At 72.8% G+C, this 25,335-nt stretch carries 24 protein-coding genes; 8 read left to right on the forward strand and 16 right to left on the reverse strand.

Annotation, left to right across the window (positions count from 1 at the left end; all coding sequences use genetic code 11):
• Positions 1-44 precede the first annotated feature (44 nt).
• The 3 genes from K6T13_RS13000 to K6T13_RS13010 are packed head-to-tail and all read left to right on the forward strand — an operon-like array spanning position 45 to position 2,730.
• A complete protein-coding gene (locus K6T13_RS13000) occupies positions 45-1,337 on the forward strand; it encodes a nicotinate phosphoribosyltransferase (RefSeq protein ID WP_222894978.1) in 1,293 nt (430 codons plus the stop codon).
• Between the two features lie 30 nt (positions 1,338-1,367).
• On the forward strand, positions 1,368-2,132 hold the full coding sequence (locus K6T13_RS13005) for an alpha/beta hydrolase (protein ID WP_222894979.1): 765 nt from the start codon (positions 1,368-1,370) through the stop codon (positions 2,130-2,132).
• Between the two features lie 13 nt (positions 2,133-2,145).
• Positions 2,146-2,730, forward strand: a complete 585-nt coding sequence (locus K6T13_RS13010; RefSeq protein ID WP_222894980.1) for a nicotinamidase — start codon at positions 2,146-2,148, stop codon at positions 2,728-2,730.
• Positions 2,731-2,748: 18 nt separating this feature from the next.
• Here the strand turns inward: K6T13_RS13010 and K6T13_RS13015 are convergent, their stop codons facing one another.
• The 5 genes from K6T13_RS13015 to hppD all read right to left on the reverse strand — a co-directional run bounded on the left by K6T13_RS13015 (position 2,749) and on the right by hppD (position 7,783).
• On the reverse strand, positions 2,749-3,048 hold the full coding sequence (locus K6T13_RS13015) for a DUF3303 domain-containing protein (RefSeq protein WP_222894981.1): 300 nt from the start codon (positions 3,046-3,048) through the stop codon (positions 2,749-2,751).
• An 87-nt stretch (positions 3,049-3,135) separates the two neighbouring features.
• A complete protein-coding gene (locus K6T13_RS13020; protein ID WP_222894982.1) occupies positions 3,136-3,666 on the reverse strand; it encodes a DUF1697 domain-containing protein in 531 nt (176 codons plus the stop codon).
• A 222-nt stretch (positions 3,667-3,888) separates the two neighbouring features.
• On the reverse strand, positions 3,889-5,463 hold the full coding sequence (locus K6T13_RS13025) for a chaplin family protein (protein ID WP_222894983.1): 1,575 nt from the start codon (positions 5,461-5,463) through the stop codon (positions 3,889-3,891).
• A gap of 80 nt (positions 5,464-5,543) precedes the next feature.
• Positions 5,544-6,404: a hypothetical protein gene (locus tag K6T13_RS13030; protein WP_222894984.1), complete on the reverse strand. Its 861-nt coding sequence runs from the start codon at positions 6,402-6,404 to the stop codon at positions 5,544-5,546.
• 167 nt (positions 6,405-6,571) lie between these two features.
• On the reverse strand, positions 6,572-7,783 hold the full coding sequence (gene hppD, locus K6T13_RS13035; RefSeq protein ID WP_222894985.1) for a 4-hydroxyphenylpyruvate dioxygenase: 1,212 nt from the start codon (positions 7,781-7,783) through the stop codon (positions 6,572-6,574).
• A gap of 69 nt (positions 7,784-7,852) precedes the next feature.
• Between hppD and K6T13_RS13040 the strand changes: the two genes are divergently transcribed.
• Positions 7,853-8,350, forward strand: coding sequence for an Lrp/AsnC family transcriptional regulator (locus tag K6T13_RS13040; RefSeq protein WP_249423780.1), 498 nt, complete (start codon positions 7,853-7,855; stop codon positions 8,348-8,350).
• Here K6T13_RS13040 and K6T13_RS13045 read toward each other — a convergent pair.
• The 5 genes from K6T13_RS13045 to K6T13_RS13065 all read right to left on the reverse strand — a co-directional run bounded on the left by K6T13_RS13045 (position 8,336) and on the right by K6T13_RS13065 (position 12,387).
• Positions 8,336-8,971 carry an IclR family transcriptional regulator gene (locus K6T13_RS13045; protein WP_222894986.1) on the reverse strand — a complete coding sequence of 212 codons (636 nt, stop codon included), beginning with the start codon at positions 8,969-8,971 and terminating at the stop codon, positions 8,336-8,338. The two genes, K6T13_RS13040 and K6T13_RS13045, sit on opposite strands and share 15 nt — an antisense overlap.
• Before the next feature lie 32 nt (positions 8,972-9,003).
• The gene (locus K6T13_RS13050) at positions 9,004-10,773 is read right to left on the reverse strand and encodes a DEAD/DEAH box helicase (RefSeq protein WP_222894987.1); all 1,770 of its coding nucleotides are present in this window, start codon (positions 10,771-10,773) and stop codon (positions 9,004-9,006) included.
• On the reverse strand, positions 10,770-11,051 hold the full coding sequence (locus K6T13_RS13055; protein ID WP_222894988.1) for a DUF3039 domain-containing protein: 282 nt from the start codon (positions 11,049-11,051) through the stop codon (positions 10,770-10,772). The genes K6T13_RS13050 and K6T13_RS13055 overlap by 4 nt, the downstream gene beginning before the upstream one ends.
• Before the next feature lie 86 nt (positions 11,052-11,137).
• Positions 11,138-11,710, reverse strand: a complete 573-nt coding sequence (locus tag K6T13_RS13060) for a YqgE/AlgH family protein (RefSeq protein ID WP_222894989.1) — start codon at positions 11,708-11,710, stop codon at positions 11,138-11,140.
• A gap of 146 nt (positions 11,711-11,856) precedes the next feature.
• Positions 11,857-12,387, reverse strand: a complete 531-nt coding sequence (locus K6T13_RS13065; RefSeq protein WP_222894990.1) for a hypothetical protein — start codon at positions 12,385-12,387, stop codon at positions 11,857-11,859.
• Between the two features lie 132 nt (positions 12,388-12,519).
• Here K6T13_RS13065 and K6T13_RS13070 point away from each other — a divergent pair, with 132 nt between their 5' ends.
• Positions 12,520-13,191: a TetR/AcrR family transcriptional regulator gene (locus K6T13_RS13070; protein ID WP_222894991.1), complete on the forward strand. Its 672-nt coding sequence runs from the start codon at positions 12,520-12,522 to the stop codon at positions 13,189-13,191.
• Positions 13,192-13,195: 4 nt separating this feature from the next.
• Complete coding sequence (locus tag K6T13_RS13075; RefSeq protein WP_222894992.1) at positions 13,196-13,741, forward strand: AAA family ATPase; 546 nt, start codon at positions 13,196-13,198, stop codon at positions 13,739-13,741.
• Positions 13,742-13,798: 57 nt separating this feature from the next.
• On the opposite strand, the gene K6T13_RS13080 is transcribed toward K6T13_RS13075, so the two are convergent.
• The 4 genes from K6T13_RS13080 to K6T13_RS13095 all read right to left on the reverse strand — a co-directional run bounded on the left by K6T13_RS13080 (position 13,799) and on the right by K6T13_RS13095 (position 17,543).
• The gene (locus K6T13_RS13080) at positions 13,799-14,809 is read right to left on the reverse strand and encodes a DUF3048 domain-containing protein (RefSeq protein WP_222894993.1); all 1,011 of its coding nucleotides are present in this window, start codon (positions 14,807-14,809) and stop codon (positions 13,799-13,801) included.
• A 97-nt stretch (positions 14,810-14,906) separates the two neighbouring features.
• The gene (gene fabG, locus K6T13_RS13085; RefSeq protein WP_222894994.1) at positions 14,907-15,680 is read right to left on the reverse strand and encodes a 3-oxoacyl-ACP reductase FabG; all 774 of its coding nucleotides are present in this window, start codon (positions 15,678-15,680) and stop codon (positions 14,907-14,909) included.
• Between the two features lie 37 nt (positions 15,681-15,717).
• Positions 15,718-16,131: an HIT family protein gene (locus K6T13_RS13090; RefSeq protein ID WP_222894995.1), complete on the reverse strand. Its 414-nt coding sequence runs from the start codon at positions 16,129-16,131 to the stop codon at positions 15,718-15,720.
• 23 nt (positions 16,132-16,154) lie between these two features.
• Positions 16,155-17,543: a M15 family metallopeptidase gene (locus K6T13_RS13095; protein ID WP_222894996.1), complete on the reverse strand. Its 1,389-nt coding sequence runs from the start codon at positions 17,541-17,543 to the stop codon at positions 16,155-16,157.
• Positions 17,544-17,692: 149 nt separating this feature from the next.
• Between K6T13_RS13095 and K6T13_RS13100 the strand changes: the two genes are divergently transcribed.
• Positions 17,693-19,210, forward strand: coding sequence for a T9SS type B sorting domain-containing protein (locus tag K6T13_RS13100; protein WP_222894997.1), 1,518 nt, complete (start codon positions 17,693-17,695; stop codon positions 19,208-19,210).
• Between the two features lie 9 nt (positions 19,211-19,219).
• Here K6T13_RS13100 and K6T13_RS13105 read toward each other — a convergent pair whose 3' ends face one another.
• Both K6T13_RS13105 and K6T13_RS13110 read right to left on the reverse strand, forming a co-directional pair.
• Positions 19,220-20,383 (reverse strand): cytochrome P450, encoded by a 1,164-nt coding sequence (locus K6T13_RS13105; protein WP_222894998.1) that lies wholly within the window; start codon positions 20,381-20,383, stop codon positions 19,220-19,222.
• Positions 20,384-20,485: 102 nt separating this feature from the next.
• The gene (locus K6T13_RS13110; RefSeq protein ID WP_222894999.1) at positions 20,486-20,896 is read right to left on the reverse strand and encodes a hypothetical protein; all 411 of its coding nucleotides are present in this window, start codon (positions 20,894-20,896) and stop codon (positions 20,486-20,488) included.
• Between the two features lie 154 nt (positions 20,897-21,050).
• On the opposite strand from K6T13_RS13110, the gene K6T13_RS13115 reads away from it, so the two are divergent.
• Entirely contained in the window at positions 21,051-25,301 is a 4,251-nt protein-coding gene (locus tag K6T13_RS13115) for an nSTAND1 domain-containing NTPase (RefSeq protein ID WP_222895000.1), read from the forward strand.
• Positions 25,302-25,335: the final 34 nt, after the last annotated feature.

The following is a 25,335-nucleotide window of genomic DNA, read 5'->3' on the forward strand; positions in this document are numbered from 1 at the left end:
GCAGGGGGCACGGCGCTCGGCGCGGCAGGTGGCACAGTGAGCCCGTGACCCGGTCAACGGCCTTGCTCACCGACCACTACGAGCTGACCATGCTGCAGGCGGCGCTGTCGGCCGGCACGGCGCAGCGGCGTTCGGTCTTCGAGCTGTTCCCCCGGCGGCTCCCCGAGGGACGACGGTACGGCGTGGTGGCCGGTGTCGGGCGGGCGCTGGAGGCGATCGAGGAGTTCTGCTTCGACGACGAGGTCCTGGGCGTCCTCGACGCCGGCCGGGTGGTCGACGAGGCCACCCTGGCGTGGCTGGCGGACTACCGCTTCGACGGCGACGTGTGGGGCTACCCCGAGGGCGAGGTCTACTTCCCCTACTCGCCCCTGCTCCGGGTCGAGGCGACCTTCGCCGAGGCGGTGCTGCTGGAGACGGTGCTGCTCTCGATCTACAACCACGACTCCGCGATCGCCTCGGCGGCCTCCCGGATGACGGCGGCGGCCGGCGACCGGCCGTGCATCGAGATGGGGTCGCGGCGCACGCACGAGGAGGCGGCGGTGGCGGCAGCGCGGGCGGCGTACGTCGCCGGCTTCGCCTCCTCCTCCAACCTGGCCGCGCGCCAGCGCTACGGCGTCCCGACCGCCGGCACCTCCGCCCACTCGTTCACGCTGCTCCACGACACCGAGGAGGACGCCTTCCGGGCGCAGGTGGCGTCCCTCGGCGCGGACACCACCCTGCTGGTGGACACCTACGACATCGCCGAGGCGGTCCGGCTGGGGGTCGAGGTGGCAGGCCCCGGGCTCGGCGCCGTCCGGATCGACAGCGGCGACCTGGGTGACCTCGCCAGCCAGGTGCGTGACCAGCTCGACGCGCTCGGGGCCACCGGCACCCGCATCGTCGTGACCAGCGACCTCGACGAGTACGCGATCGCGGCCCTCGCCTCGGCGCCCGTCGACGGCTACGGCGTCGGCACCCAGCTGGTCACCGGTAGCGGCCACCCCACTTGCGGGTTCGTCTACAAGCTGGTCGCCCGTGAGGGTCCTGACGGCGAGCTCGTGGCGGTCGCGAAGACGAGCCCCGACAAGGTCTCGATCGGCGGCCGGAAGTTCGCCCTCCGTCGACGCGACGCGCGGGGCGTCGCCGAGGCAGAGGTCGTCGGGATCGGCGAGCCGCCGCTGGACGACGGCGACGACCGCAGCCTGCTGGTCCCCCTCGTCCGTGAGGGCGAGATCGTCGGCCGGGAGACCCTGGACGCCGCGCGCGACCGTCACCTCGCGGCTCGCGCGGAGCTCCCCCTCGACGCGCGCAAGCTCAGCAGGGGCGAGCCCGTCATCGACACGGTCCACCTCGACTGACGCACGACCCGACGATCTAGGGTCGGGTCCATGGCGCTGCTCACCGCCGACCTGTTCTCGGAGGCCCTCGAGGTCGGCACCTCGATCACCGTGGTCCTGCCCCAGTCGACACAGACCCAGATCGGGGTCGCCGCCGTCGACGTCCCCGACCACGGCTGGCCCGTGCTCTACCTGCTCCACGGGCTCAGTGACGACCACACGGCCTGGGTCCGGTACACCAGCATCGAGCGCTACGCGACGGCTGCCGGCCTCGCCGTCGTCATGCCCGCGGCCGGGCGCAGCTTCTACGCCGACGAGGCCCACGGCCACCGGTACTGGACATGGATCTCCGCAGAGCTTCCGCAACGGGTCGGCGAGATGTTCCGGCTCTCGGCGCGGCCCGGCGACACCTACGTCGCGGGCCTGTCGATGGGCGGCTACGGCGCGCTCAAGCTCGCCCTGACCCATCCCGAGCGGTACGCCGGCGCCGCCAGCCTGTCGGGCGCCGTGGACGTCCGCAGCCTCACGGAGCGGCCGGAGCGCCGCGAGCTCCTCACCCGGGTCTTCGACGGCACCGTCGGGGCGGACGACGACATCTTCGAGCTGCTCGACCGCGCCGACGTGTCGACGGTGCCGCCCCTCTACCTGGGCTGCGGCACCGAGGAGGTGGAGCTGCTCGCCGCCAACACCCGCCTGGCCACGGCGGCCCGCGACGCCGGGATCGAGGTCACGACCGACTTCCGACCGGGTGTCCACGAGTGGGGCCTGTGGGACGCGACCATCCGCGACGTCATCGCGTGGCTGCCCCGCGGGTGACTACCCTCGGGGCATGAAGCGCGCGCTGATCGTCGTCGACGTCCAGAACGACTTCTGCGAGGGGGGCTCGCTGGCGGTGAAGGGCGGCGCCCGGGTGGCCAGCGACATCGCCGAGCTGCTCCACCACTGGAGCAGCCGCGACCCGAAGGCCCCGGACTACGCCCACGTCGTCGCCACCAAGGACCACCACATCGACCCCGGTGACCACTGGAGCGACGACCCCGACTTCGCCCACAGCTGGCCGGTCCACTGCAAGGTCGGTACCGAGGGCGAGCGGTTCCACCCCAACCTGGACCCGCAGCCCTTCGACGCGATCTTCTACAAGGGCGAGCACCAGGCGGCGTACTCGGGCTTCGAGGGCTCCGACTCCGGTGGCACGTCCCTGGCCGACTGGCTCCGCAAGCACGGCGTGACCGACGTCGACGTGTGCGGGCTGGCCACCGACTACTGCGTGCGGGCGACGGCCCTCGACGCCGTGGAGCAGGAGTTCACGACCCGGCTGCTCCCCCACCTGTGCGCCGGTGTCGCCGAGGAGTCCACCACCGCAGCGCTCGCGGAGATGCAGCAGGCAGGCGTCACCCTCGGCGAACGCCGGTGAGCCGACGCGCGGCCGAGCTCAGCTGACCGACGCGAGGAACTCCATCGCCTCCCCCGCGATGGTCGCGGTCTCTCCGACCTCGAGCACCGGGACGACGGCGAAGTCGAACCACGACGTGAACGGCGCCGTGTCCTTCGCGATCAGGGCGACGTCGTCGGTCTCCACCACGGCGAACCCGCCGCGGCCGTCGACCCTGCCGAGGAACTCGCGGAAGTGGGCACCCTCGGACGGTGACCACTTGCTGAAGACCTGGAGCGAGCGGGCGGCCATCTCCTCGGTGACTCCCTGCCGGCTCTCCCAGCTGATGACGTACTTCATGAGGACTCCCCCTCCAGACGGGAACTTCCTCACGCTACGCGCGACGCGTCCTCGACGCATGACACGAACAGGCTGGCCCGCAGTCGGTCAGAGCCACTTCTCGACGACGGTTCGCACGACGGCGAGGGTGCGGTTGGTGGCCGTGCCCAGATGCCGCTCGATCGTGGCGTTGGTCAGCCTCGAGGAGAGGTAGGACTCCCCGAGGAGCAGGTGGACGGCGCGACCCCGGACGACGGCCCGCTCGTCGTCGCGGCCGGCCTGCTCGATCGCCCGTCGACCCTCTTCGGTCGGCTCCGTCTTGAGCAGCGACACGAACTGGCGACCGGCGTGGTGGGCTCCCAGCTCCTCGGCATCCGCGACCACCGTGCGGAGCTCGGCCGGGGTGAGGACGATCGTCGGCACCTCGAAGCCGCGGTCCGCGACGTAGGCGGTCTCGAGCGCCTCCTCGAGGCGTGCTCGCGAGCGGAGGCTCGACGTGAGGCGCACGTTCCCCGTGGCGAGGTGCGTGGCGACGTCGCTGCCGCCCGCGGCCTCGGTCGCGGCAACCACGTCCGCCATCGGGAACTTCCGGGTGGCACCCAGGTTGATCGCGCGCAGGAACGCGACGTAGCGCGGCATGGCGTCATCCTGCCCCACGCGCCGCGTCGTACCGTCGGACACATGCCGTGCGACTACTGCGGTCGGGAGTTCGACCCCATCGCCACCCGCTGGTTGTGCCCGCACTGCCACATGAAGGCCAACTGCTGCGACGGGGCTCCCCTGGCCGAGTGAGACCGCGTGCCTCCCCGGTGCGCTGGGCCACTCGTGGAGCACGAGGGCCCAGCGCCGGGGCTGGATCGGTCAGCCCGCTGACCGCCTCCTCCCTGCTGCGACCAGCAACGCGAGCCCCAGCAGAGTGAGGGAGAGGGGCAGCACGGGGTGGGGCGTCGGCTTCCCGTCGGCAGGAGTACCGAGTCCCGCCGCCACAGCGGTGGGCAGCTGGGCGAGGTACGGCGCACGCGCGAGCACCGGCTCGACCCCGGCACCGCCCTTGGCGGCCTGCACGCCGGCCACCTCGGCGGGGTCCTGACCCTGGCCGGCGTCCGCGCCGTCGTTCCCGTCGCCGTCACCCTCCCCGGGCTCGTTGGCGTCGTCGGGCTGGGGACCCTCCTCGGCCTCGTCGGGATCGTCGTCACCACGGGCTCGGGACCTGTTGTCGTCGCCGATGATGGTCACCTGGTTGTCCGAGGCCTCCACCGGACCACCGACGCCGACCCCGGTCTGATTGCCCGAGCCGACACCGTCCTCACCCGAGGTCTCCGGCGAACCACCCGACGAACCGGCCGGCCCCGACGGACCCGACGCACCGCCGGACTCGTTGCCGTCACCGACCACCGTCACCTGGTTCCCCGACACCTCCACCGGACCACCAGCATCGATCCCGGTCTGGTTACCCGAGCCGACACCGTCCTCACCCGAGGTCTCCGGCGACCCAGCACCCGACGAACCGGCACCCGACGAACCCGACGCACCGCCGGACTCGTTGCCGTCACCGATCACCGTCACCTGGTTCCCCGACACCTCCACCGGCGTGGTGGCGTCGACACCGGTCTGGTTGCCCGACCCGACACCGTCCTCACCCGAGGTCTCCGCCGAACCAGCCCCGGAACCGGAACGACCCTCCGAACCCGACGCACCGCCGGACTCGTTGCCGTCACCGATCACCGTCACCTGGTTCCCCGACACCTCCACCGGCGTGGTGGCGTCGACACCGGTCTGGTTGCCCGACCCGACACCGTCCTCACCCGACGTGGACGGGTTGCCACCACGGTGGCCGTCGCAGGAGGCCGATCCCTCGGAGCCCGCGGACCGGTTGCCGTCACCGATCACGGTCACCTGGTTGCCGGACGCGTCGACAGGCGCGCAGACCGACACGGCCGACTGGTTGCCCGAGGCCACGCCGTCCCGACCGGAGGTCTCGGCCCCGGACGAGCCGTCACGGGCATCACCGGTGCCGCTGCTGCGGGAGCCGCCGGAGCGGTTGTCGTCACCGATGACGGTGACCTGGTTGCCCGAGGCGTCAATGGGCGCCTCCACCTGCACCCCGGTCTGGTTGCCGGAGCCGGTGCCGTCCTCACCCGAGGTGGTGCCGGCACGCGCCGTCGTCCCGCCTGACTCCTTCGAGCCGGAGCGACCGGGCGACTGGTTGCCGTCCCCGACCACGGTGACCTGGTTGCCGGAGGTCTCGACCGGCGCGGTGACCTCCACGCCGGACTGGTTCCCGGAGACGACGCCGTCGTCTCCGCTGGTCTTCCCCGCGCCTGCGGCCGGGGGTGCTGGATCTGCCGTGGCGGCGTCAGCGGTGGCCACGCCCAGGAAGACGAATCCTCCGGCGATGGCGAACGCGCTGAGGCCACGGCGCACTGATGTACGCATGTCCTCTGCTCTCCTCGTCGTGTCTGTGGTGACTGGTTGTCTCGCGCGGCCGGTGCCGCGGGCTGGAAGCAGCGGACGCCTCAGTCGGGTGACACGTCGGGAGAAGGGGCAGGACTGCTGGGGGGACCGTTCCTGTTGGCGACGGAGGGCTGCAGCGGCCGGGGTGCGCTCCTGCCCGGCCGGGCGGGCAGGGCGGCCAGCAGCGTGGGGGCCTCGCCCGAGGAGGCCGGCGGCACCGAGGCGCACGAGTCACACCTCTCGGGCAGGTCGGCCGACGGCCCCACCAGGACGACCGGGACGGCTGCACCGGGGGTGGCACCATGCGCCGCGGTCGTGACCCGGTGGGGCGCGGCCGCACCCGTGAGCGGTCCTCCGGGGGCCGCGTCGGGTGCCCGCAGGGCCCGGTTGGGAAGCCCGGGCCGACGTTCGGTGGCGGAGGCGCCCGACGACCGATCGGGACCACTGTCGGTCTCCTCCGCGACGGGGGCGTCGTCGGTCGGGGAGGTCGGCAGCGGATCGGCGGGTCCATCGTCCGTGACGGCGTCGAGCACCGGTGAGGCCACGTCGTCGACGGTGGCGTCGGCCTGCTCGAGCACCGTCGAGGCGGTCGAGCTGACGTGGTCGGCCACGTCGTCGACGACGGGCACCCCGTCGGTCGCCGACTCGACCTCGCTGATCACCGGCTCGAGAGCGTCCCGCGTCGCAGCGCCCCCGGCCGGTCCCCCGCGACCGGCCGGGCGTTCCTGACGGCGGTCGGCCTCATCGGCACCTGAGGAGGCACGCTCGGCCGACACACGCTCGGAGTCGAGGAGGCTGCCCGGAACATCGGCGGCCCCGCCGGCCTGAGCGGGGCCGGCTCCGAGCAGCAGCCAGGCCGCCGCGGCGGCACCCAGGGCCCCGGCGTACGCCAGGATCCTGGCCTGCGGCTGCGGTCGGTGCATGCCCGCGCTCCATGGGTAGGGGATGCCTTCCACCTACCGGCATACCCAAAGTTGGGTAGGCCCATGCGACCGGGCCGAAGTCTTTACTCTCACCCACCCGAGACGCGCGTGTGCCCCAGCGTGCGTTCTGGCGCACGCTGGGGCACACGACGCGGGTGGGCCGGGCCTCAGAGGTTGCCGCGGGCCTCCTGCTCGCGCTCGATCGCCTCGAAGAGGGCCTTGAAGTTGCCCTTGCCGAAGCCGAGCGAGCCATGGCGCTCGATGAACTCGTAGAAGACCGTCGGCCGGTCACCCATCGGCTTGGTGAAGATCTGGAGCAGGTAGCCGTCCTCGTCGCGGTCGACGAGGATCTTGCGCTTCTTCAGCTCCTCGATCGGCACCCGGACCTCGCCGATCCGGGCCCGCAGCTCGGGGTCGTCGTAGTAGGAGTCGGGGGTCTCGAGGAACTCGATGCCGTTGTCGCGCAGGATGTCGACGCTGCGCAGGATGTCGTTGGTCGCCAGCGCGATGTGCTGGCAGCCGGCACCGTCGTAGAACTCGAGGTACTCGTCGATCTGCGACTTCTTCTTCGCGACGGCCGGCTCGTTGAGGGGGAACTTCACCCGGTGGTTGCCCGACGCGACCACCTTCGACATCAGCGCGGAGTAGTCGGTGGCGATGTCGTCGCCGATGAACTCGGCCATGTTCGTGAAGCCGAGGACCTTGTTGTAGAACGCGACCCACTCGTCCATCCGACCGAGCTCGACGTTGCCGACGCAGTGGTCGATGGCCTGGAAGAGCCGCTTGGGGTGACCCTCGCGGCGCGCCACGGTGGTCTCCCGGGCGACGTAGCCGGGCAGGTAGGGGCCCTCGTAGCGCGACCGGTCCACGAGGGTGTGGCGGGTCTCGCCGTACGTCGCAATGGCGGCCATCCGCACGGTGCCGTGCTCGTCGGAGACGTCGTGGGGCTCCTCGAGGACCGTGGCCCCGACGGAGCGGGCGTGCTCGATGCACTTGTCGACGTCGGGGACCTCCAGGGCGAGGTCGACGACGCCGTCGCCGTGCTTGCGGTGGTGGTCGAGCACCGGGCTGTCCGGGGAGACGCCCCCGGTGAAGACGAAGCGCGCCGAGCCCGAGCGCAGCACGTAGGACTTGGCGTCGCGGGAGCCGGTCTCGGGGCCGCGGTAGGCCTCCAGCTCCATGCCGAAGGCGAGCTGGTAGAAGGTCGCGGTCTGGGTGGCGTTGCCGACCACGAAGCCCACCGCGTCCATCGCCGTCACCGGGAACGGGTCCTTGCTCGCGTCGTACTCGACCAGGCCCACCAGCTGCTTGAGCTGGTCGAGGGTGAGGCCGGCCTGCTCCTCTTCGTGGGTGAGCACCGTCAGCGTCGAGTCAGTCATGCGGCCAACTCTGTCGAGATCCGGCAGAATGCGCAACAGTAGGCCAAACCGCTGCACACCTTGCACAGCATGGGAGCCGAGATGGACGACCTCGACGGCAGATTGATCGAGATCTTCACGCACGAGCCCCGCATCGGGGTGCTGGAGGCGTCGCGCCGTCTCGGCGTGGCCCGGGGCACCGTGCAGGCCCGGCTCGACCGGTTGGTCGCCAGCGGGGTGATCACGGGCTGGGGACCCGAGCTCTCCCCCGAGGCGCTCGGCTTCCCGGTGACGGGATTCCTGACCCTGGAGATCCGACAGGGCGCGGGCCACGACGCGGTCGCGACCCACCTGGCCGGCATCCCCGAGGTGCTGGAGGCCTACACGATCACGGGTGCCGGCGACATGTGGGCGCGCGTCGTCGCGCGCTCCAACGCGGATCTGCAGCGCGTGATCGACCTGGTGCTGGCCGACCCCGGGATCGAACGGTCGACGACGGTGATCGCCCTGGCCGGGCAGATCGGCCACCGGGTGCTGCCGCTGGCGCGCGCGGCGGTCGCGGGTGGGACACCGTCAGCCGAGACGTGACGCGAGCTCGGCCGCGGCCGCGGCGACCAGCGGACCGAGACGTTCGACGTCGAGGTCGGCCAGGGTGACCAGCCCGACGCTGGCCTCCAGCCCCTCCGTGCCGCGGATGCCCGCCGCGATCCCCCGGGCGCCTGCCTCCAGCTCGCCCACCGTCACGACGTACGCCGGCGCATCGGTCTGTCGCAGCGACAGGATGGCCTTGCCGGCGGCGCCGCGGCCCAGCGGGTGGCGTGCCCCGACCCGGTAGCTGACGTGGAAGTCGGTCCACGACGGCTCGACGACCGCCAGCGCCAGCGCCTCCTCGCCCTCGGCGACGGTCAGGTGGGCGGTGCAGCCCGAGGTCTCGGCCAGCTGCCGCAGCACCGGGGCGGCGACCTCGCGGAGCACCGGCTGCACGGCGGCCCCCAGGTGCAGCAACCCGAGGCCGACATGGAGCCGGCCGCGCCGGTCGCGGTGGACCAGCGCGTGCTGCTCGAGGGTGGCGACGAGGCGGTAGACGACCGTGCGGTTGACACCGATCGCGGCGGCGAGCTCGGTGACGGTCAGCCCCTCCGGCGCACCGGCCAGGGCGAGCAGGGCCCGCAGCCCCCGGTCGAGCGTCTGCGACGTCTCGGTCGCCATCATTCGAGCGTAGCGAGGGCGACCCGGCCCCGTCAGGACGTCCGGCGAGCGGCCCAGTCGCGGATCCGGTCGATGCGCAGGAGGAGCTGGTCGGCGTTGGCGATCGCCGCCGCCGGCCCCCCGCACTCCTTGCGCAGCGCGGCGTGCGTGATGCCGTGGGCCTGACCCGTCCGGTGGTGCCAGGCCGCGACCAGCCCGTTGAGCTCGCGCCGCAGGACGGCGAGCTGCTCGTGGGTCGAGACCCGTTCGACGGTGTCCGGCTCCGAGGCCGGGGCCCGGCGGGCGCGCTCGGACTGGCGGTGGTGCAGCAGCTCGCGGACCTGGTCCGGCTCGAGCAGGCCGGGGATCCCGAGGAAGTCCATCTCCTCCTCCGACCCCACGTGCACCTCGCCAGCGTGACCGAAGGACGCGCCGTCGTAGAGCACGTGGTCGAACCGCGCCTCCGAACCGAGCGCCTGGTAGCCCGGCTGCGCCAGCTCGTCGGAGGCTGCGCCGCCCGCCTCGGCCGCCGCGAGCAGGTCGCGCTCGGCGGCGAAGATGTCCTCCTCGTCGGTGACGGCCCGGCCCAGGACGTGGTCGCGCTCGGCCTCGAGCTCGGCGGCGAAGCCGAGCAGGGTGGGCACCGACGGCAGGAACACCGAGGCGGTCTCACCGCGGGTCCGGGCTCGCACGAAGCGACCGACCGCCTGGGCGAAGAACAACGGGGTGGACGTGGTCGTCGCCCACACCCCGACGGCGAGTCGGGGCACGTCGACGCCCTCCGAGACCATCCGCACCGCCACCATCCAGCGCTGGTCGCCCCGGCTGAACTCGTCGATCCGCCGGGAGGCGGCCTTCTCGTCCGACAGCACCACCGTGGGCCGTTCGCCGGTGATCGCGGTGAGGAGCGCGGCGTAGGCCCGGGCAGAGTCCTGGTCGGAGGCGATGACCAGCCCCCCGGCGTCGGGCACGTGCCGGCGTACCTCGGACAGGCGCTTGTCGGCCGCCTGGAGCACCGAGGGCATCCAGGACCCCTCCGGGTCGAGGGCAGTGCGCAACGCCTGGGCCGTCAGGTCCTTGGTGAGCGGCTCGCCGAGCCGGGCCGCGACCTCGTCACCGGCTCGTGTGCGCCACTGCATGTCGCCGGAGTAGGCCAGGAAGAGCACCGGGCGCACGACGTGGTCGGCGAGGGCGTGGGCGTAGCCGTAGGTGAAGTCGGCGGCCGAGCGGGGTACGCCGTCCGGGCCCGGCGCGTAGGTCACGAACGGGATCGGGTTGACGTCTGACCGGAACGGCGTGCCGGTGAGCGCCAGCCGGCGGGTGGCAGGCTCGAACGCCTCGCGGACACCCTCGCCCCACGACAGCGCGTCGCCCGCGTGGTGGATCTCGTCGAGGATGACCAGGGTCTTGAACCGCTCGGTGCGGATCCGCATCGCCAGCGGGTTGACGGCCACGCCGGCGTAGGTGACGGCGACACCCACGAAGTCGGTGGCCGTCTTGCCCTTGCCGGCACTGAAGGTGGGGTCGATGGGGATCCCGGCACGCGCCGCGGCCTCGGCCCACTGCGTCTTCAGGTGCTCGGTCGGCGCGACCACCACGATCCGGTCGACGATGCGCCGGCCCAGCAGCTCAGCCGCCACCGACAGGGCGAACGTGGTCTTGCCCGCCCCGGGCGTGGCGACGGTGAGGTAGTCGCGCGGCGACCGGTCGAAGTAGTCGTGCATGGCTGCCGCCTGCCAGGCGCGCAGCGACGTGGCCGTCCCCCAGGCCGCGCGATCGGGCCAGGCCGGTGAGAGGGGGACGGGCTCGAGCCGTCCCGTCACTCCCCGGTGTCCCCTCCGTCGCCGGAGTCCCCGTCGCCGGGCTTCATCTGCTCCCAGATCTCCTTGCAGGCCGGGCAGACCGGGAACTTCTCGGGCGCCCGGCTGGGCACCCACACCTTGCCGCACAGGGCGACCACGGGGGTCCCCATCACCATCGCCTCGGTGAGCTTGTGCTTGTCCACGTAGTGGGAGAAGCGCTCGTGGTCACCGGGGTCGGTGGGTGCGGTACGGCGGTCCTCGATCGTGTCGGTGCCGGGGCCGAATCCGAGGGAGCTCATGATGGGGCCCACCATACGTCAGGCGTGGCCGCGCGCTGACACGCTCAGCAGGTCTCGACCCGACGGACCACACCCGCCCAGCTCGCTCAGTTCAGGTCCGGGTCCACCGGGCGCGTGGAGTGCCAGGCGAGCTCGCCGGGCTGGCGGCGCAGCACCTCGCGCCACAGCTCCGTGGGGTCCTCCTGGAACGCATCGAGCGGCAGCGACGGCACGACGTACCAGCTGCCCTCGGCGATCTCGCCCTCGAGCTGCTCGGCGCCCCACCCGGCGTACCCGGCGAAGATGCGCATGCCGGTCAGGGACCCGTCGATCAGCTCGACGGGGGTGTCGAGGTCGACCACGCCGAGCATCCCGGAGACCTCGCGGAAGCCGACCGGCACGTCGCCCGAGTCACGGAGCAGGCCCACCGCCAATGCCCCCTCGGTGCTGACCGGGCCGCCCTGGAAGAGCACCTCGGGCTGGGCGACCACCTCGCCCCAGGAGGCCAGGACCTCGCTCACCGCCACGGCGGTGGGTCGGTTCAGGACGACGCCGAGCGCGCCGTTGTCGTCGACGTCGAGGAGCAGCACGACCGTGTCGGAGAAGTTGGGGTCCAGCAGCTGCGGCGTCGCCACCAGCAGCATCCCCGCCCGGGGCTGCTGGCTGGGCGGGGCGCTCATGGACCCATCATCGCGAACCCGAGGGGCCGGTCAAGGGAGAACGCAGCAACAGCCCCGGCCCGACGCGGGAGGGATGCTGTGCGGCCGGGAGGGACCGCGGCGGGTGCGTCGTAGCCGGGGCTGTCCGGTCTGTGAGGGCCGGGTGATCAGGCCGCCAGGACGGCGCGCAACCGGTCGACGAGACCGGGCGCGGCGTGCTCCCCGCCCTTGCGGGGGCGGGGCGGCCGGTAGCCGTCACGGGCCCGCTCCTCGATGGCGGCACCGACCCGCGGGGCACCGGCATCGCCGAGCCCGGCGCGGCCGGCCATCACCGCGAGCAGCGTGTGCTCCTTCGCGGTGGCGGTCCGCATCGCCTCGGCCATGGCCGCGTCGACGGGCTGGTCGCGGTAGTGGTCGAGGATCGCGCGGATCCCCGGGAGCTCGTCGGCGGTGGCCTGCCAGGCCGTGACGACCGCCTGCTCGAGGTCGAGCGGCTGGCTGGCCAGCTCGCGCTCGATGCGGCCCGAGAGCCGGGTGTGCCAGCGCAGCTGCAGGGCACCCAGGAGCTCGAGCTCGTCACGGAAGGACGCGCGGACACCCTCCACGTCCAGCGGCAGCAGACCGTCTCGACGGGCGTCGGCGGTCGTGGTCACGTCGCGGAGGATCTCCCCGCGGGAACGGAAGGCGATCCAGGTCATGGTGCGCTCCTTTGCGTGCCGTTACATACCGTAAGTACGTACTCAGAGTACGCCCACATACTCGGAGTATCCAAAGCGGCAGGAGCGTGACGCCGCTCACCAGTGGACCCAGACCGGCCTAGACTGCCTCGAATGAGCAAGGCATCGGTGTCCAAGCTGGTCCCCCGCGTGCCGAGCCGTCGGCAGCAGTACTCCGCGGCCACGCGGCGGACGCTGATCGACGTGGCCGAGGAGCTGTTCACCGAGCACGGGTACGCCGCCACCTCCCTCGACGCCATCGTGGCCGGGGCGGAGGTCACCAAGGGGGCGCTCTACCACCACTTCAGCGGCAAGCAGGCGCTCTTCGAAGCCGTCTTCGAGCGGGTGGAGACCCAGGCCTCCGCCGCGATCCACGACTCGCTCAAGGGCCACGACGACGCCTGGGAGAAGGCGATCGCGGGGCTGCGGGCGTTCCTCGAGGTGGTGCGGCAACCGGCGTACCGCCGGATCGTGATCCTCGAGGGTCCGGCCGTCCTCGGCTACGCGCGGTTCCGCGAGCAGGAGGAGCGCTCCACCTTCGCGAACGTCCTCGACATCGTGGGGGCGGTGCTCGACGCCGCGGAGTGGGACTTCGACGACGCCATGGTCGAGACCTTCACCCGGATCTTCTTCGGCGCCATGTCGTCGGCGGGCGAGGCGGTCTCCACCAGCGAGGACCCGGCGTCCGCCGCGGCACGTGTTGAGACTGCGATCGGGATCATCCTCGCGGGGCTGCGCACGCTCGCCGACACCAGCGCGGAGCTGCCCGTCGTCGAGCCGGAGTGAGCCGGTGGCGCGGCTGCTGCACCTGAACGGCCCCTCCGGGATCGGCAAGAGCACCCTCGCGCGTCGGTGGGCCGACGAGAGACCCGGGACCCTCGACCTCGACGTCGACCAGGTCGTGCCCCTGCTGGGTGGCTGGCGCGACGACTTCGGCGCTGCGCTCGCGCCGGCGCGGCGCCTCGCGCTGGCGATGGCGGCGGCACACCTGGCGAGCGGGAAGGACGTGGTGCTGCCCCAGCTCGTCACCAGCGAGGCTGAGGCCTGCCGCTTCGAGGCCGCCGCGACCGACGCCGGGGCGACCTACGTCGAGGTGGCGCTGCTCGTCTCGACGGCGGAGCAGACGGAGCGGTTCACGGCCAAGCGTCGGGTGACGGCAGTCGAGCGTCACGTCGGCAACTACCTGAAGGAGCGCGGCGGGGAGACCGTGCTGGCGCGCATCCACGCCCATCACCGGGACTACCTGGCCCACCGACCGAGGGCGCTGCGGCTGTCCACCGACGGGCACAGCCCCGACGAGACGTACGACGCCCTGGTGACACTGCTCGCCGACTGACGCCGCCCCCGCTCGTCTGATGTCACGCAAGCGCGGTCGGGCCGAGTTGCACCCCGGCTACTTGAAGGTGACGTTGCCGCTCTGCTGGGGCACGAGCTCGATCCAGGTGTGACCGGCGGGGACCTCGAGCTTCCCCTTCTTGGTCGACAGCGACAGCGGCGCGTCCAGGCCCTTCTTGCTCCAGGTGCCGGTGACGACCTTGCCGCCGTGGAAGAGCAGCGCCTGTCCCTTGCCCTCCAGCTTGGTCTCCGGGACTGGGTTGCCGGCCGGGTCGCGGTAGCCGGCGTCGCCGACCCTCACCCGCAGCACCAGGACGGTGTCGGTCGGGAACTCGTCCCCGCCGGCGGCGTAGGAGTTCTGGTTGACGTAGCCACCGTTGCGGTAGGACCACGTGGTCGTGTGGCTCCCGAAGGCCGCCGCGATGGTGCGCGCCTTCTTGCCCTTCGGCAGGTCCTCGGCCTCGCCCCACGGCAGGTAGTCGTCGGGCCGGCCCTCCGGGGTTTCCTTCCTGCTGTCGACCAGCTTCCCGAGGTCGGCCATCAGGTTGTAGGGCGCGCTGCGGTCGCCGGCCCGGGTGAAGCCCGGGGACCCCTCGCCGTAGAACCGCACGCCGGCGTTGCGCAGCCGGTTGACGGTGATGGGCGCCGCGCCGCTGGTGACCACCTCCGCATCAACCGGGCTGACGATGCCGATGTCGCTGGACCGCATGGAGCGGATCGGTCCGACGGTGCCGGGGATCTCGGAGTAGTAGAAGACCGCCAGCCGTGTCATGCCGCCCTCGACCAGCTCCTCGACCACGAGGTCGGCAGCGCCGAGCCCCACCTGCGGAGCGCTGGAGGAGGAGTTGTCGATCTTGGCCACCATGACCGGGTGGGTGCGCAGCGAGCTGTCCTCCCCCTCGACGTCGAGACCCGTCAGCGGCCAGGTCTGCCCCAGGGTCGAGCCCTCGGCGACCTCCTGCCCCGGGGTCGACTCGGACTCGGGCTCGGCCTCGTCTCCGCCGCAGGCGGCCAGCAGCAGGCTGCCGGCCAGCAGGGCGGCAGTCATCGTCAGGGGGGATCGACGCACGGTGCTACTCCGATCGGGATGGGCGGAACTCGTCAAGTGTGGGGGGTGTCCGGGGCCGCGGGCGACAGGCGGGGGTGTGTTGCGCCGGGCCGCGGGCTCAGTCGAGCCGGGCGCCGCCGTCGACGTAGAGGGTCTGCCCGGTGATGTAGGACGCCTCGTCGCTGCACAGGAACGCCGCTGCTGCGGCGATGTCCTCCGGCGCTCCGACCCGGCGGACCGGGTTGGCCTCGGCGTTCATCTTGCGGAAGTCCTCGACCGGCACGCCGAGGCGGTTGGCCGTGGCGTCGGTCATCTCGGTGGCGATGAAGCCCGGGGCGACGGCGTTGGTGTTGATGCCGAAGGGGCTGAGCTCGAGGCCGAGCGTCCGGGTGAAGCCCTGGATCCCCATCTTCGCCGCGGAGTAGTTGGCCTGGCCCCGGTTGCCCAGGGCAGACACGCTGGAGAGGTTGAGGATCTTGCCGTACTTCTGGTTGACGAAGTGCTTCTGGGCCGCCCGCGTCATGAGGAAGGCACCGCGCAGATGGACTCCCATGACGGTGTCCCAGTCGTCCTCGCTCATCTTGAAGAGCAGGTTGTCGCGGGTGACGCCCGCGTTGTTCACGAGGATGTGGATGCCACCGAGCTCGGAGACCACGCGCTCGACCGCCGCCTCGACGCTCGCGGCGTCCGCCACGTCGCAGGCCAGGCCGAGGTGGCTCGTCTTGGGTCGGTCGGCCCCGGGCAGGGCGGCGGCCGCCTTCCTGGCGGCCGACTCGTCGAGGTCGATGACCGCGACCCGGGCGCCCTCCTGGGCGAACCGCTGCGCGATCGCGTAGCCGATGCCGCGGGCCGCGCCCGTGACCACCGCGATGCGTCCGTCGAACCGACCCATGCTCACTCCTGGTGCTCTGGATGTGGGAAAACCGACGTCACTCTAGGGCGGTCCGGAGCCGGTCAGCGATTCGGGCTCGCTCCTCGTCATCGGCGTACCTCGTCCGCGGCCAGAAGAAGCCGCGCAGCCCGTCCCCCTTCGTACGGGGCACGACGTGGAGGTGCAGGTGCGGCACCGACTGGCTCACGGTGTTGTTGACCGCGACGAAGCTCCCCTCCGCGCCGAGGGCCTGCTTCATCGCCTCCGCGAGCCGCTGGGCGTGGGCGAGGAACGGGTCGCGCAGGGGTGCCGGCAGGTCCGGGAGCGTGTCGACGTGGCGGCGTGGGACCAGCAGCGCGTGCCCCTTGAACACCGGACGGGCGTCGAGGAACGCCACGAAGTCGTCGTCCTCGAGCACCCGGTCCGCCGGCGTCACGCCGGCCACGATCGAGCAGAAGACGCAGTCGGCCACCGAGCCAGCCTAGGCGCGCGCGATCAGTGGCAGACCTCGGTCGCGCACTCGGGCGCGCGGGCCCGGATCACGCGACCGTGGCCGGCGCGCGCATCGAAGTGGTGGGCGTCGGTGGTGCCGTAGGTCCAGCGCAATCCGTGGGCAGCCATCACCCGCACGACCTCGTGGCTGCGGGAGCGCCAGGCCACCCGCGGGTGGCTGCGACTGACCCACCAGGAGTTGGGGGTCCAGCCGTGGGAGGCCCGGTAGGGGTTCTCCCACGGGTTGACGTCGAGGGAGCGGCCGTAGGAGTGGGGCGAGCGGACGCCGGGCCGCCCGACCACGTCGCGGCAGTTGAACGCCGAGGTGTTGTCGGCCGCCATCGACCGGTAGTCGTCGGCGCCGCGGAGCCGCCTGGAATACCCGAACCGGTCGACGCGGTACATGCTGCGGATGGGCAGCCTGCGCTCGTACATCGCGACCAGGGCGCCGCGCATGTTGCCGATGGCGTCGGCGTGGGCGACGACCTCGCCGCGGTGGCGGTAGCCGTCGAAGGCCCAGTAGTTGATCCGCAGCAGGCGCAGCTGCGGTCGGCCAACGGGACACCCGCGGTGCCACGACCGGCCCGTCATGTGGTTCCAGACCTTGTCGGGGATGCGCGTCACCACGGGGTTGGCCCCGTCGCCCACGGCCCGGGCCTGGTCGGGCAGCTTCACCCGGGGACGTGGCGCGTTGCCGGGGAGCCGCACCGGGACGCCGGGCGGCACGTTGTCGATCCGGTGGACGCTGCTCCTGTCGCCCGTGACCCAGTCGAGCCGGGGCGCGGTCGCCTTCCAGCGGGTGTCGGTGCGGGGCCGCACGCTGATCCGGGCCTGACCCTGGCCGCCAGTGGTCGGTCGGCGGTAGAGCCGCCACGGACCGCCGCCGTTGCGTCGGAACAGCTTCACCCGTCCGGACACCGGCTGGCCGTTGCCGGCTTGCCAGACCACCCGGACCACGACGCTCTGCTCGTCGACCACCCGCTTCGGCGCCCGCACCCGGACCGCCGACGACCGCCGACGCAACGGCACCTCGACGCGGCCCGACTCGGCCGGGGCGTGGGTCGCGTCCCCGGCGTACGTCGCCCGGAAGCTGTTGTCGGCGGCGTCCCGGGCCAGGGTGCGGCTCGTCTCGGCACGACCCTCGTCGTCGGTCACGAGCGTCTCGACAGACCGCCACTCCCCGTCCACCCGTCGCTCGAGCAGAACCTGGGCCGCCACCACCGGGGAGTCGTCCTCCGTGCGGAGGGTCACCGCGAGGGGAGTGGCCGTGTCGGCGAACGACCGCTCCCCAGTGAGGGTGAGGGTCGTCGGGACCGGATCCGCGGCGCCAGCCGGAGAGCCGAGTCCCAGCAGCAGGGTGAGGGTGAGGACCACGAGACGCCCGAGAGACATGCGGCGATTGTGCACGAGCTGCGGGCTCCGCGGGCGCCGCCGGCCTTGATGTGTCAGGATGCGGCTCGCTCACGCCGGGAGGACCTCGAACGGCGTCACCCACCTCCCGGCTGACCCGTCACGGCGCCGGACACCCGCACCGGAGAACCGTGAAGCGTCTCGCTGCCCTGCTCGCCCCTGCCCTCGTGGGCTCCCTGCTGCTCGCCGCTGCGCCCGCGCAGGCCGACCCCGACCCGGTCACCGTGACCTGGCCGGAGCGGACCGCCTTCAACCCCGACCGCTTCACCTACGAGGTCGCCGTCGAGGACCCGACCGCAGCCGGCGACCTCGTCGTGTGGTGGGTGGACCAGTGGGAGAACCAGCACCCCGTCGACGTCCCGGCCGGCGGCGCGGTCGTGACGCCCGACTTCACCGGGGGAGGCACGGGCCCGGTGCTCCTCACGCGGTGCCCGGTCGCGGCCTCCGAGGTCGCCGACTGCACGGAGGTCTCCCGGTCCCCCGAGCTCGTCGTCCACGCCCGGCTGCTGCTGGGTGACCGCGACGTCAACGGCGGCTGGCCGATCACCCCCGATGACCCGCTGGCCCTCGTCGCCGCCCCCCTCGACCACCCCGAGCTGGCCAGCCCGCGGGTCGAGTGGCGCGTGATGACCGGCGGGAACCTCCAGGACACACAGCTGACCTCGGGCACGATCCCGCAGGGTCAGCTGGAGCGGGACCCGGCGACCGGCTACGCCCGCATTCCCTTCACCCTCCCGCCCGGCGTGCGGAGCGGGCAGTACTGGCTCCGGGTCCGCTTGACCGCGGAGACCGACTCCTTCGGCCGCCTCGAGTCCTTCGAGGAGGTGGAGTCGTTCCAGGTCGACGCTGACGCCCCCACGGTCACGGTGGACCTCGGCGCGCCGACGTTCTACCCCGTCACCGACGGCCACCTGGATGAGCTCACGATCCGCACCACCACCGACGAGTACATCACCGCCACGCTGGAGGTCCGTGACGGCGCTGGCAACCGGGTCCACCACGCCAGTGACTCCGGGCAGCCCTGGGTGGCGCCGGAGTTCACCTGGAACGGCCGGAGCGGCGGCAAGCCGGTGCCCGAGGGCAGCTACCGGGTCCTGGTCAGCACCGTCGACCGCGCCGGCAACGCCGGTACGCCGTGGAAGGGATCGGTCCGGGTGTCGCACGACGAGCTGCGGTGGAAGACGGCCACGATCAGCGGCAGCGCCCAGGAGGCGCTCGCCGGCAAGCCCTACGTCGGGCGCTGCTCCACCCTGGACCGCAAGGCCCGCGGCGTGCTCGGGTTCTACTCGCAGACCAGATGCAGTGGAAACGCCCGCCGCAGCGCGGTCGCGACCCACTCCGGCGCCTACGTCCCCCAGGCGTTCAAGCAGCGCTACGACTGGGCCCAGGTGACGCTGCACGGGGGCCCGGCCAGCCGCTCCGGTCGCGACTACGTGGTGCTCGGGCTGCTCGACCGGTCCCACGACGTCGTCAAGCGGCGGGTGCTGCGCCGCGGCGGCGGGTCCACCCCGCGCATCCCCGCCGGAAGGCTCGTGGTCGACGCGGCGTCGGAGAACCCCTACCTGCTCTGGTACACCGGGCTCAGCGAGGGCAGCCGCTACGACGTCGCGCGCTACACCGTCAGGCTGCGCTACCAGGTCCTCGACTGAGACGGCGGGTCAGCAGCGAACCTCGAGGGCAGTGACGCCCCGGTCGAAGCTGTTGCGCAGGAACCGTGGCCGCTCGCCCACCAGCCCCAGGTCCGGGGTCGTGGTCGTGAGGGCCTCCAGCACGACGGCGACCTCGAGCTGGGTGAGGGCCGCGCCGGGACAACGGTGCAGGCCCTGGCCGAAGGCGAGGTGCGGGTTGGGACGTCGGCCCACGTCGAGCCGGTCAGGCTCCTCGAACCGGGCCGGGTCGCGGTTGGCGGACCCCAGCCACCCGCCGATGCCCTGGCCCGCGGGGATCGTCACGCCCGCGTAGGTGAGGGGGTCGAGGGTGAACCGCCCCGAGGTGCGCTGGTTGGGTGAGTCGTAGCGCAGGCACTCCTCGACCGCGCCCGGCACCAGGTCGGGGTCGGCAACCAGTCGGTCCCACTGGTCGCGGTGGGTGAGCAGGTGCAGCAACGCGGTCCCGATCAGGTTCACCGTCGTCGCGTGGCCGTTGACGAGCAGCTGCACACCCATGAGCGCGACGTCCTCGGTCGACAAGGCGCCGTCCGGCGCCACCAGCAGCGCGGACAAGAGGTCCTCGCCCGGTGCCGCAGCCAGCCGGTCGGCGAGGGCCGTGAAATAGGCCACCAGCTCCTCCTCGGCGGCCTCCTCCGCCCCGGGCGGCGTGGGTGTTGCTGCATCGGTGGCGTCGAGCAGGCGCTCGGTCACCTCCTGCAGGATTTCGCGGTCGGCGTCGGGTACGCCGAGCAGGTCGCTGATCGTGTGCATCGGCAGCGGTCGGGCGAGGGTGCGCACGAGGTCGACCGTCTCCCCGTCCCGCAGCGGCTCCAGCGCCGAGTCGACCGAGCGACGGATGCCGTCGCGCAACGCGGCGATCCGGTGGCGGGTGAACGCCGCCACCGTCGGCTTCCGCAGCCTCGTGTGGTCGGGCGGGTCGAGGAACATCAGGATCGGTGGGGGCCCCGGGGTCTCGATCCCGACGCGCGCAGCCACCTTGGTCGTCCGCGGGTCGACGAGCATCGCCCGGACGTCCTCGTGGCGGGCCAGCATCCAGAGGCCGCCGCACGGGTGATCAGGGATCTCCCACCACGAGACCGGCTGCTCCTCCCGCAGCCGGGCATAGGTCGGGTACGGGTCGTCCAGGAACGCGTCCGAGGAGAAGTCGTCCATCCCCCGCCTCTCTCGTGGGCGGCCGGCGCCTCGCCGCCGCCAGGACGTGATGCTAACCAGCCGGGGTGGCACCGGCCGCGCTTTGCGCAGCCGGAACACCCGTCAGCCCCGGTCCACGTCGACGTACTGCCACCACCGGTCGAGGGTCGGGCAGCCCGTCGGGTGCGCGGGCACCCACGGCCCGCCGATCGCTCCGGGTGCAGGCACGGCGGGGCACCGGCTGCGACCACCGGGCAGCGGCTCGACGTGGCGCCACCAGCGGTCGAGGGTGCCGCACCCGGTGGCGACGGCGGGGACCCACGGTGCCCCGACGACGTGCGGGTCGAGCGGCGCGGGGCATGCCTGCGCCGTCGCCGGGGACGCCGACACCGTCACGGTGCTGCCGCCCGGGTTGCCGGCTGCGCCCGAGGACGGCGCGGTGACCACTGCCACGGCCACGACGGTCGACGCCGCCGCGGCTGCGGCCGGGAGCCGCCACGGGATCGTTCGCTGCTGCTGCATGCTGCTGTTCATCGTTCTCTCCTGGGTCGTGCGGGGCCGGTCGCCCCGCTGCTCCCCCAGGTGTGCACCCGACCGGTATCCCGGGACCTGCCGAGCGGTACCTCCGCGGTATCTCCCCGGTATCCGGGCTGTTGACGGCACCTGCGTCCGGGCCGACATTGGGGTGATGGACATCGCGGTCCTCGGTCCCCTGGAGGTGGAGGGCTCGGGAACCCTCAACCGGCGGGATCGCATGGTGCTCGAGACGCTGGCGAGCCAGCGCGGCCAGTCGGTGACCGCCGGCCAGCTGATCGACGTCCTGTGGGGCGAGACGCCCCCGCCGTCGGCGCCCAAGAACCTGCAGGGCTGCATCGTCCGGCTCCGAAAGCGTCTGGGCCGCGAGGCGATCACGACGACGTCGCAGGGGTACCGGCTCGAGGTGGCGGCCGACGAGCTCGACGTCGGCCGGTTCGAGGGGCAGGTCGCCCGGGCCCGTGAGCTGCTGACCCTCGGCGAGCCCGACCGCGCCGCCTACCAGGCCACGACGGCGCTCGACCTCTGGCGTGGGGACCCCTTCCCCGACCTGGACGGGTGGGACCCGGTCACGACCGAGCGGGCACGCCTGGAGGAGCTGCGCCTCGAGGCCGAGGAGCTGCGGGTGGAGGCTCACCTGCAGACGGGTCGCCACCTCGAGGTGCTGGCCGACGCCCGGTCCATGGTCAGGGCGGCGCCGCTGCGCGAGCAGCGCTGGCTGCTGCTCGCCCGGGCGCAGTACCAGGCCGGTCAGCAGGGCGAGGCGCTCAGGACGCTCCACCAGCTCAAGGGCGTGCTCACCCAGCAGCTGGGCATCGACCCCGGGCCGGGGGTATCCGAGCTGGAGACGGCGATCCTCCGTCAGGAGCTCCCCACTGCCGGCGCCGCCCTTCTCACCGACGCGCGTGCGACCTGTCCCTACCAGGGCCTGATGGCCTACGACGTCGGCGACGCCGACCGGTTCTTCGGGCGGAGCCACGACGTGACGGCATGCCTGGCGGTCCTTTCCCGCAGCCCGCTGCTCGCGCTCGTCGGGCCGTCGGGGTCGGGCAAGTCGTCCTTGCTCAACGCGGGGATCGTCGCTGCCCTGCGGGGCCGCGGGCGCCCGTCGGTCCGGATCACCCCGACCGCCCGTCCGATGCTCGCGCTGGCCGCCCTCGACCAGGCGAAGCGCGACGCGGTCCTGGTCGTCGACCAGGCGGAGGAGCTGTTCACCCTCTGCGAGGACGCCGAGCAGCGCACCCATTTCGTGGAGCGCCTGGTCGCCGAGACCGCGACGCGCAGCGTGGTGCTCGGCCTCCGCGCCGACCGGTTGGCCGACCTGGCGGCGTACCCCACGGTGAGCAGGCTCGTCGAGCAGGGCCTCTACCTCGTGGGCGCGCTGGACGAGGTGGGGCTGCGCGAGGCGGTCGAGGGCCCCGCCCGGCAGTCGGGCCTGCTCGTGGAGCCGGGGCTGAGCGACCTGCTGGTCCGGGAGGTCCGCGACGACCCGGGGGCGCTCCCCCTCCTCTCGCACGCGCTGCAGGAGACGTGGCGCCGCCGGGAGGGCAACACGCTGACCGTCACCGGCTATCGCGACTCCGGCGGCATCCAGGGCGCGATCGCCCAGTCGGCCGAGCACCTCTACGCCCAGCTCGAGCCCGACCACCGCCTGCTGCTGCGCGACCTCGTGCTCCGGCTCGTCTCCCCCGGTGGTCAGGGGGAGGCAGTCCGGAGCCGGGTGCCGCGCCGGGTCGTCGCGCCCGACGACGCCCGGTCGGCGCTCATCGAGCGACTCGTCGCCGCCCGCCTCGTGACCAGCGACGAGGGCGTCCTCGAGATCACGCACGAGGCACTGGCACGCGCCTGGCCGCGGCTCCGCGGCTGGCTCGACGACGACGTCGACGGCCAGCGGATGCTCCACCACCTCGCCGGCGCCGCCGACGCGTGGGAGTCCCTGGGCCGCCCCGACAGCGAGCTCTACCGGGGGATCCGGCTCGCCCGGGCCCTCGACTGGCACGAACAGGGACGCTCGCCGCTGACGGAGGTCGAGCAGGACTTCCTCGACGCCTCCCGGAGCAACGCCGAGGCCGAGCGCCGGAGCGCCGAGGAGCACGCCCGTCTCCGGGAGCGGATGATCGGCCGCCTCCGCGGAGCCCTGTCGGTGGCTGCCGCCCTGCTGGTGCTCGCGGTCGTCGCCGGTCTCCTCGCCTGGCAGCAGCAGCGGGCGGCGGAGGAGAACGCCGCCGCGGCCGAGGACTCGGCGGCGGCAGCGATGGCGCGGCGTGCGGGCGCGCTGTCGCTGGTCAGCGAGGACCTCGACCAGACGATGCTGCTGGCCGCCGCCGGCGTGGCGCTGGACGACTCCACCGACACCCGCTTCAACGTGCTCGCCGCCATCCAGCGCTTCCCGCGGCTCTTCCGGACGACACGCGTGCCCGGCAGCCGTGGAATGCGAGCTGTCGCGGCCAGCCCCGACGGTTCCACCCTGGCTGCCCTCGACGCGGACTCGACGCTCCGGCTCGTGGATTTCGCGTCGGGGCAGGTGCTGAAGTCCCGGACGCTCGGGGAGGGTCCCGGCAGCCAGGCCTTCGACCACCGGCCCCCGCTGGTCTTCTCCCCGGATGGCCGGTACGTCGCCGCGGCCGCCGCGCCCCTGTCTGGTCGTCCGTTGGCCCTGCTCGACGCCGCGACGTTCGAGCCTGTCCGACCCGGACTGTCCGGCCTCCCCGAGTCGGGACACGTGCTCACCGATGCCACCTTCAGCACCGACGGTCGGTACCTGACGGCCGTGGTCCAGCGCCACGAGATGGACCCGAGGGGCGCCTCCTCCCCCACCCGTTCCCGGGCGCTGCTGTGGGACCTGGAGACAGGTGGACCACCTCGTTCCTTCCGGCTGGACGACTCCTGGCCGCAGTCGGCAGTGCTCAACAACGAAGCCGACGTGCTGCTCACCGGACCCCCGCTGGTACGCCACGACCTCCGTGCAGGTACGTCCGAGCAGCTTGCTGAACCCAACGTGGCCGACCTCGCACCGAGCCCCACGGGCGACCTGGTGGCCGGGTCGTCCTTCTGGACCCTCGTCCTGCTCGACCCGGACACCGGCGAGGTGCTCCACCGGCTCGGCCAGTCGCCCGATGGTGCCGCCGTCCGGTTCTCCCCGGACGGCCGCCGGGTCGCGGCGATGAGCTTCGGGGAGCGGGAGGTGACGATCTGGAACGTCGCCCGACGCGAACCCCGGGTGCAGCAGCGGTTCGCCCTGGGCCGCGGCCTCCCGGATGCGTTCGACTTCTCGGCCGACGGGAGCAGACTGTATGCGGCCGAGGGTCTGGACGCCGTCCGGCACTGGGACCTCGACGGCGCCCGAGGGCTGTTGGCACGCGAGAACCTGCCGCCGCGCCCCCCTGCGGGGTTCGCCGTGGTGGCGCCCGGCGGTGGCCACGAGGTCTTCCTCGACGAAGGGGGCTTCACGCTGCGCGACCTCGAGACCGGCGAGACGACGGAGCAGGTCCCGTTCGGAGAGGGCTACCGGCACACCTACGGCGCCTGGCACCCGGACGGCGAGCACTTCGCCTCAGCGATCGCCGGTGTGGTGACGGTCCGCCAGCTCGTCTCCGGCGAGGTGGTGAGACGTACCCGGCTGCCCGACGAGATGATCACCGAGATCGACTACTCCCCCGACGGGTCCAGGCTCATGGTCTCCCACCAGTCGGGCCGGGTCCTCATGCTCGACGGTGCATCGCTCGAGGCCGTGGGCACGCCGGTGGACGTCGGCGAGGAGGTCTCCTTCGTCTCGGCGAGCCCCGACAACCGCACCGCTGTCGTGCTCACCGGGGGCCCGGCCGAGGACGGTCTCTTCCGGCAGGACGCCACCGGCTGGGCCGTGGTGGACCTCGAGGCCGGCGAGGTCCTCCGACGCGGCGACTCCGGACTGGGCGCGGCGGTGTGGCTGGCCCACTCCCCCGACGGCCGCCACTTCGCGATCGGCGGCGGCGACGAGTCGGAGAAGATCGGCGCCACCGGCAGCAAGGGCGAGCTCGTGGTCTTCGACGCGCGCACCGGCGAGCAGGTGCAGGCACCCACGGCCGGCCACGCCAGCAGCGCCTACCACGTCGCCTACTCCCCCGACGGCCGCCAGATCCTCAGCTCCTCGCTCGACGGCACCGTGGCGCTCTGGGACGCCCTCACCGGTCGGCTGCTGGCGCGCGTCGAAGTGGAGGGACGACCGTTCATCTCCGCGGAGTTCCTGCCGGACGGTGAGTCGGTGCGGATCGCGGAGTGGGGCAGTGGCCGCGCCTACACCTGGGACCTCGACACCGACCGTGCCCTGCGGCTCGCCTGCGACATGGCCGGGCGCGAGCTCTCCCGGGACGAGTGGCGCAGCATCTTCGGCGACTGGCCCTACCAGCGGGTCTGCGACAGGTAGGCGCGAATCCGCGCGCCGTCCCCCACATGGGGGA

The organism is Nocardioides coralli (assembly GCF_019880385.1).
Classification (GTDB): domain Bacteria; phylum Actinomycetota; class Actinomycetes; order Propionibacteriales; family Nocardioidaceae; genus Nocardioides; species Nocardioides coralli.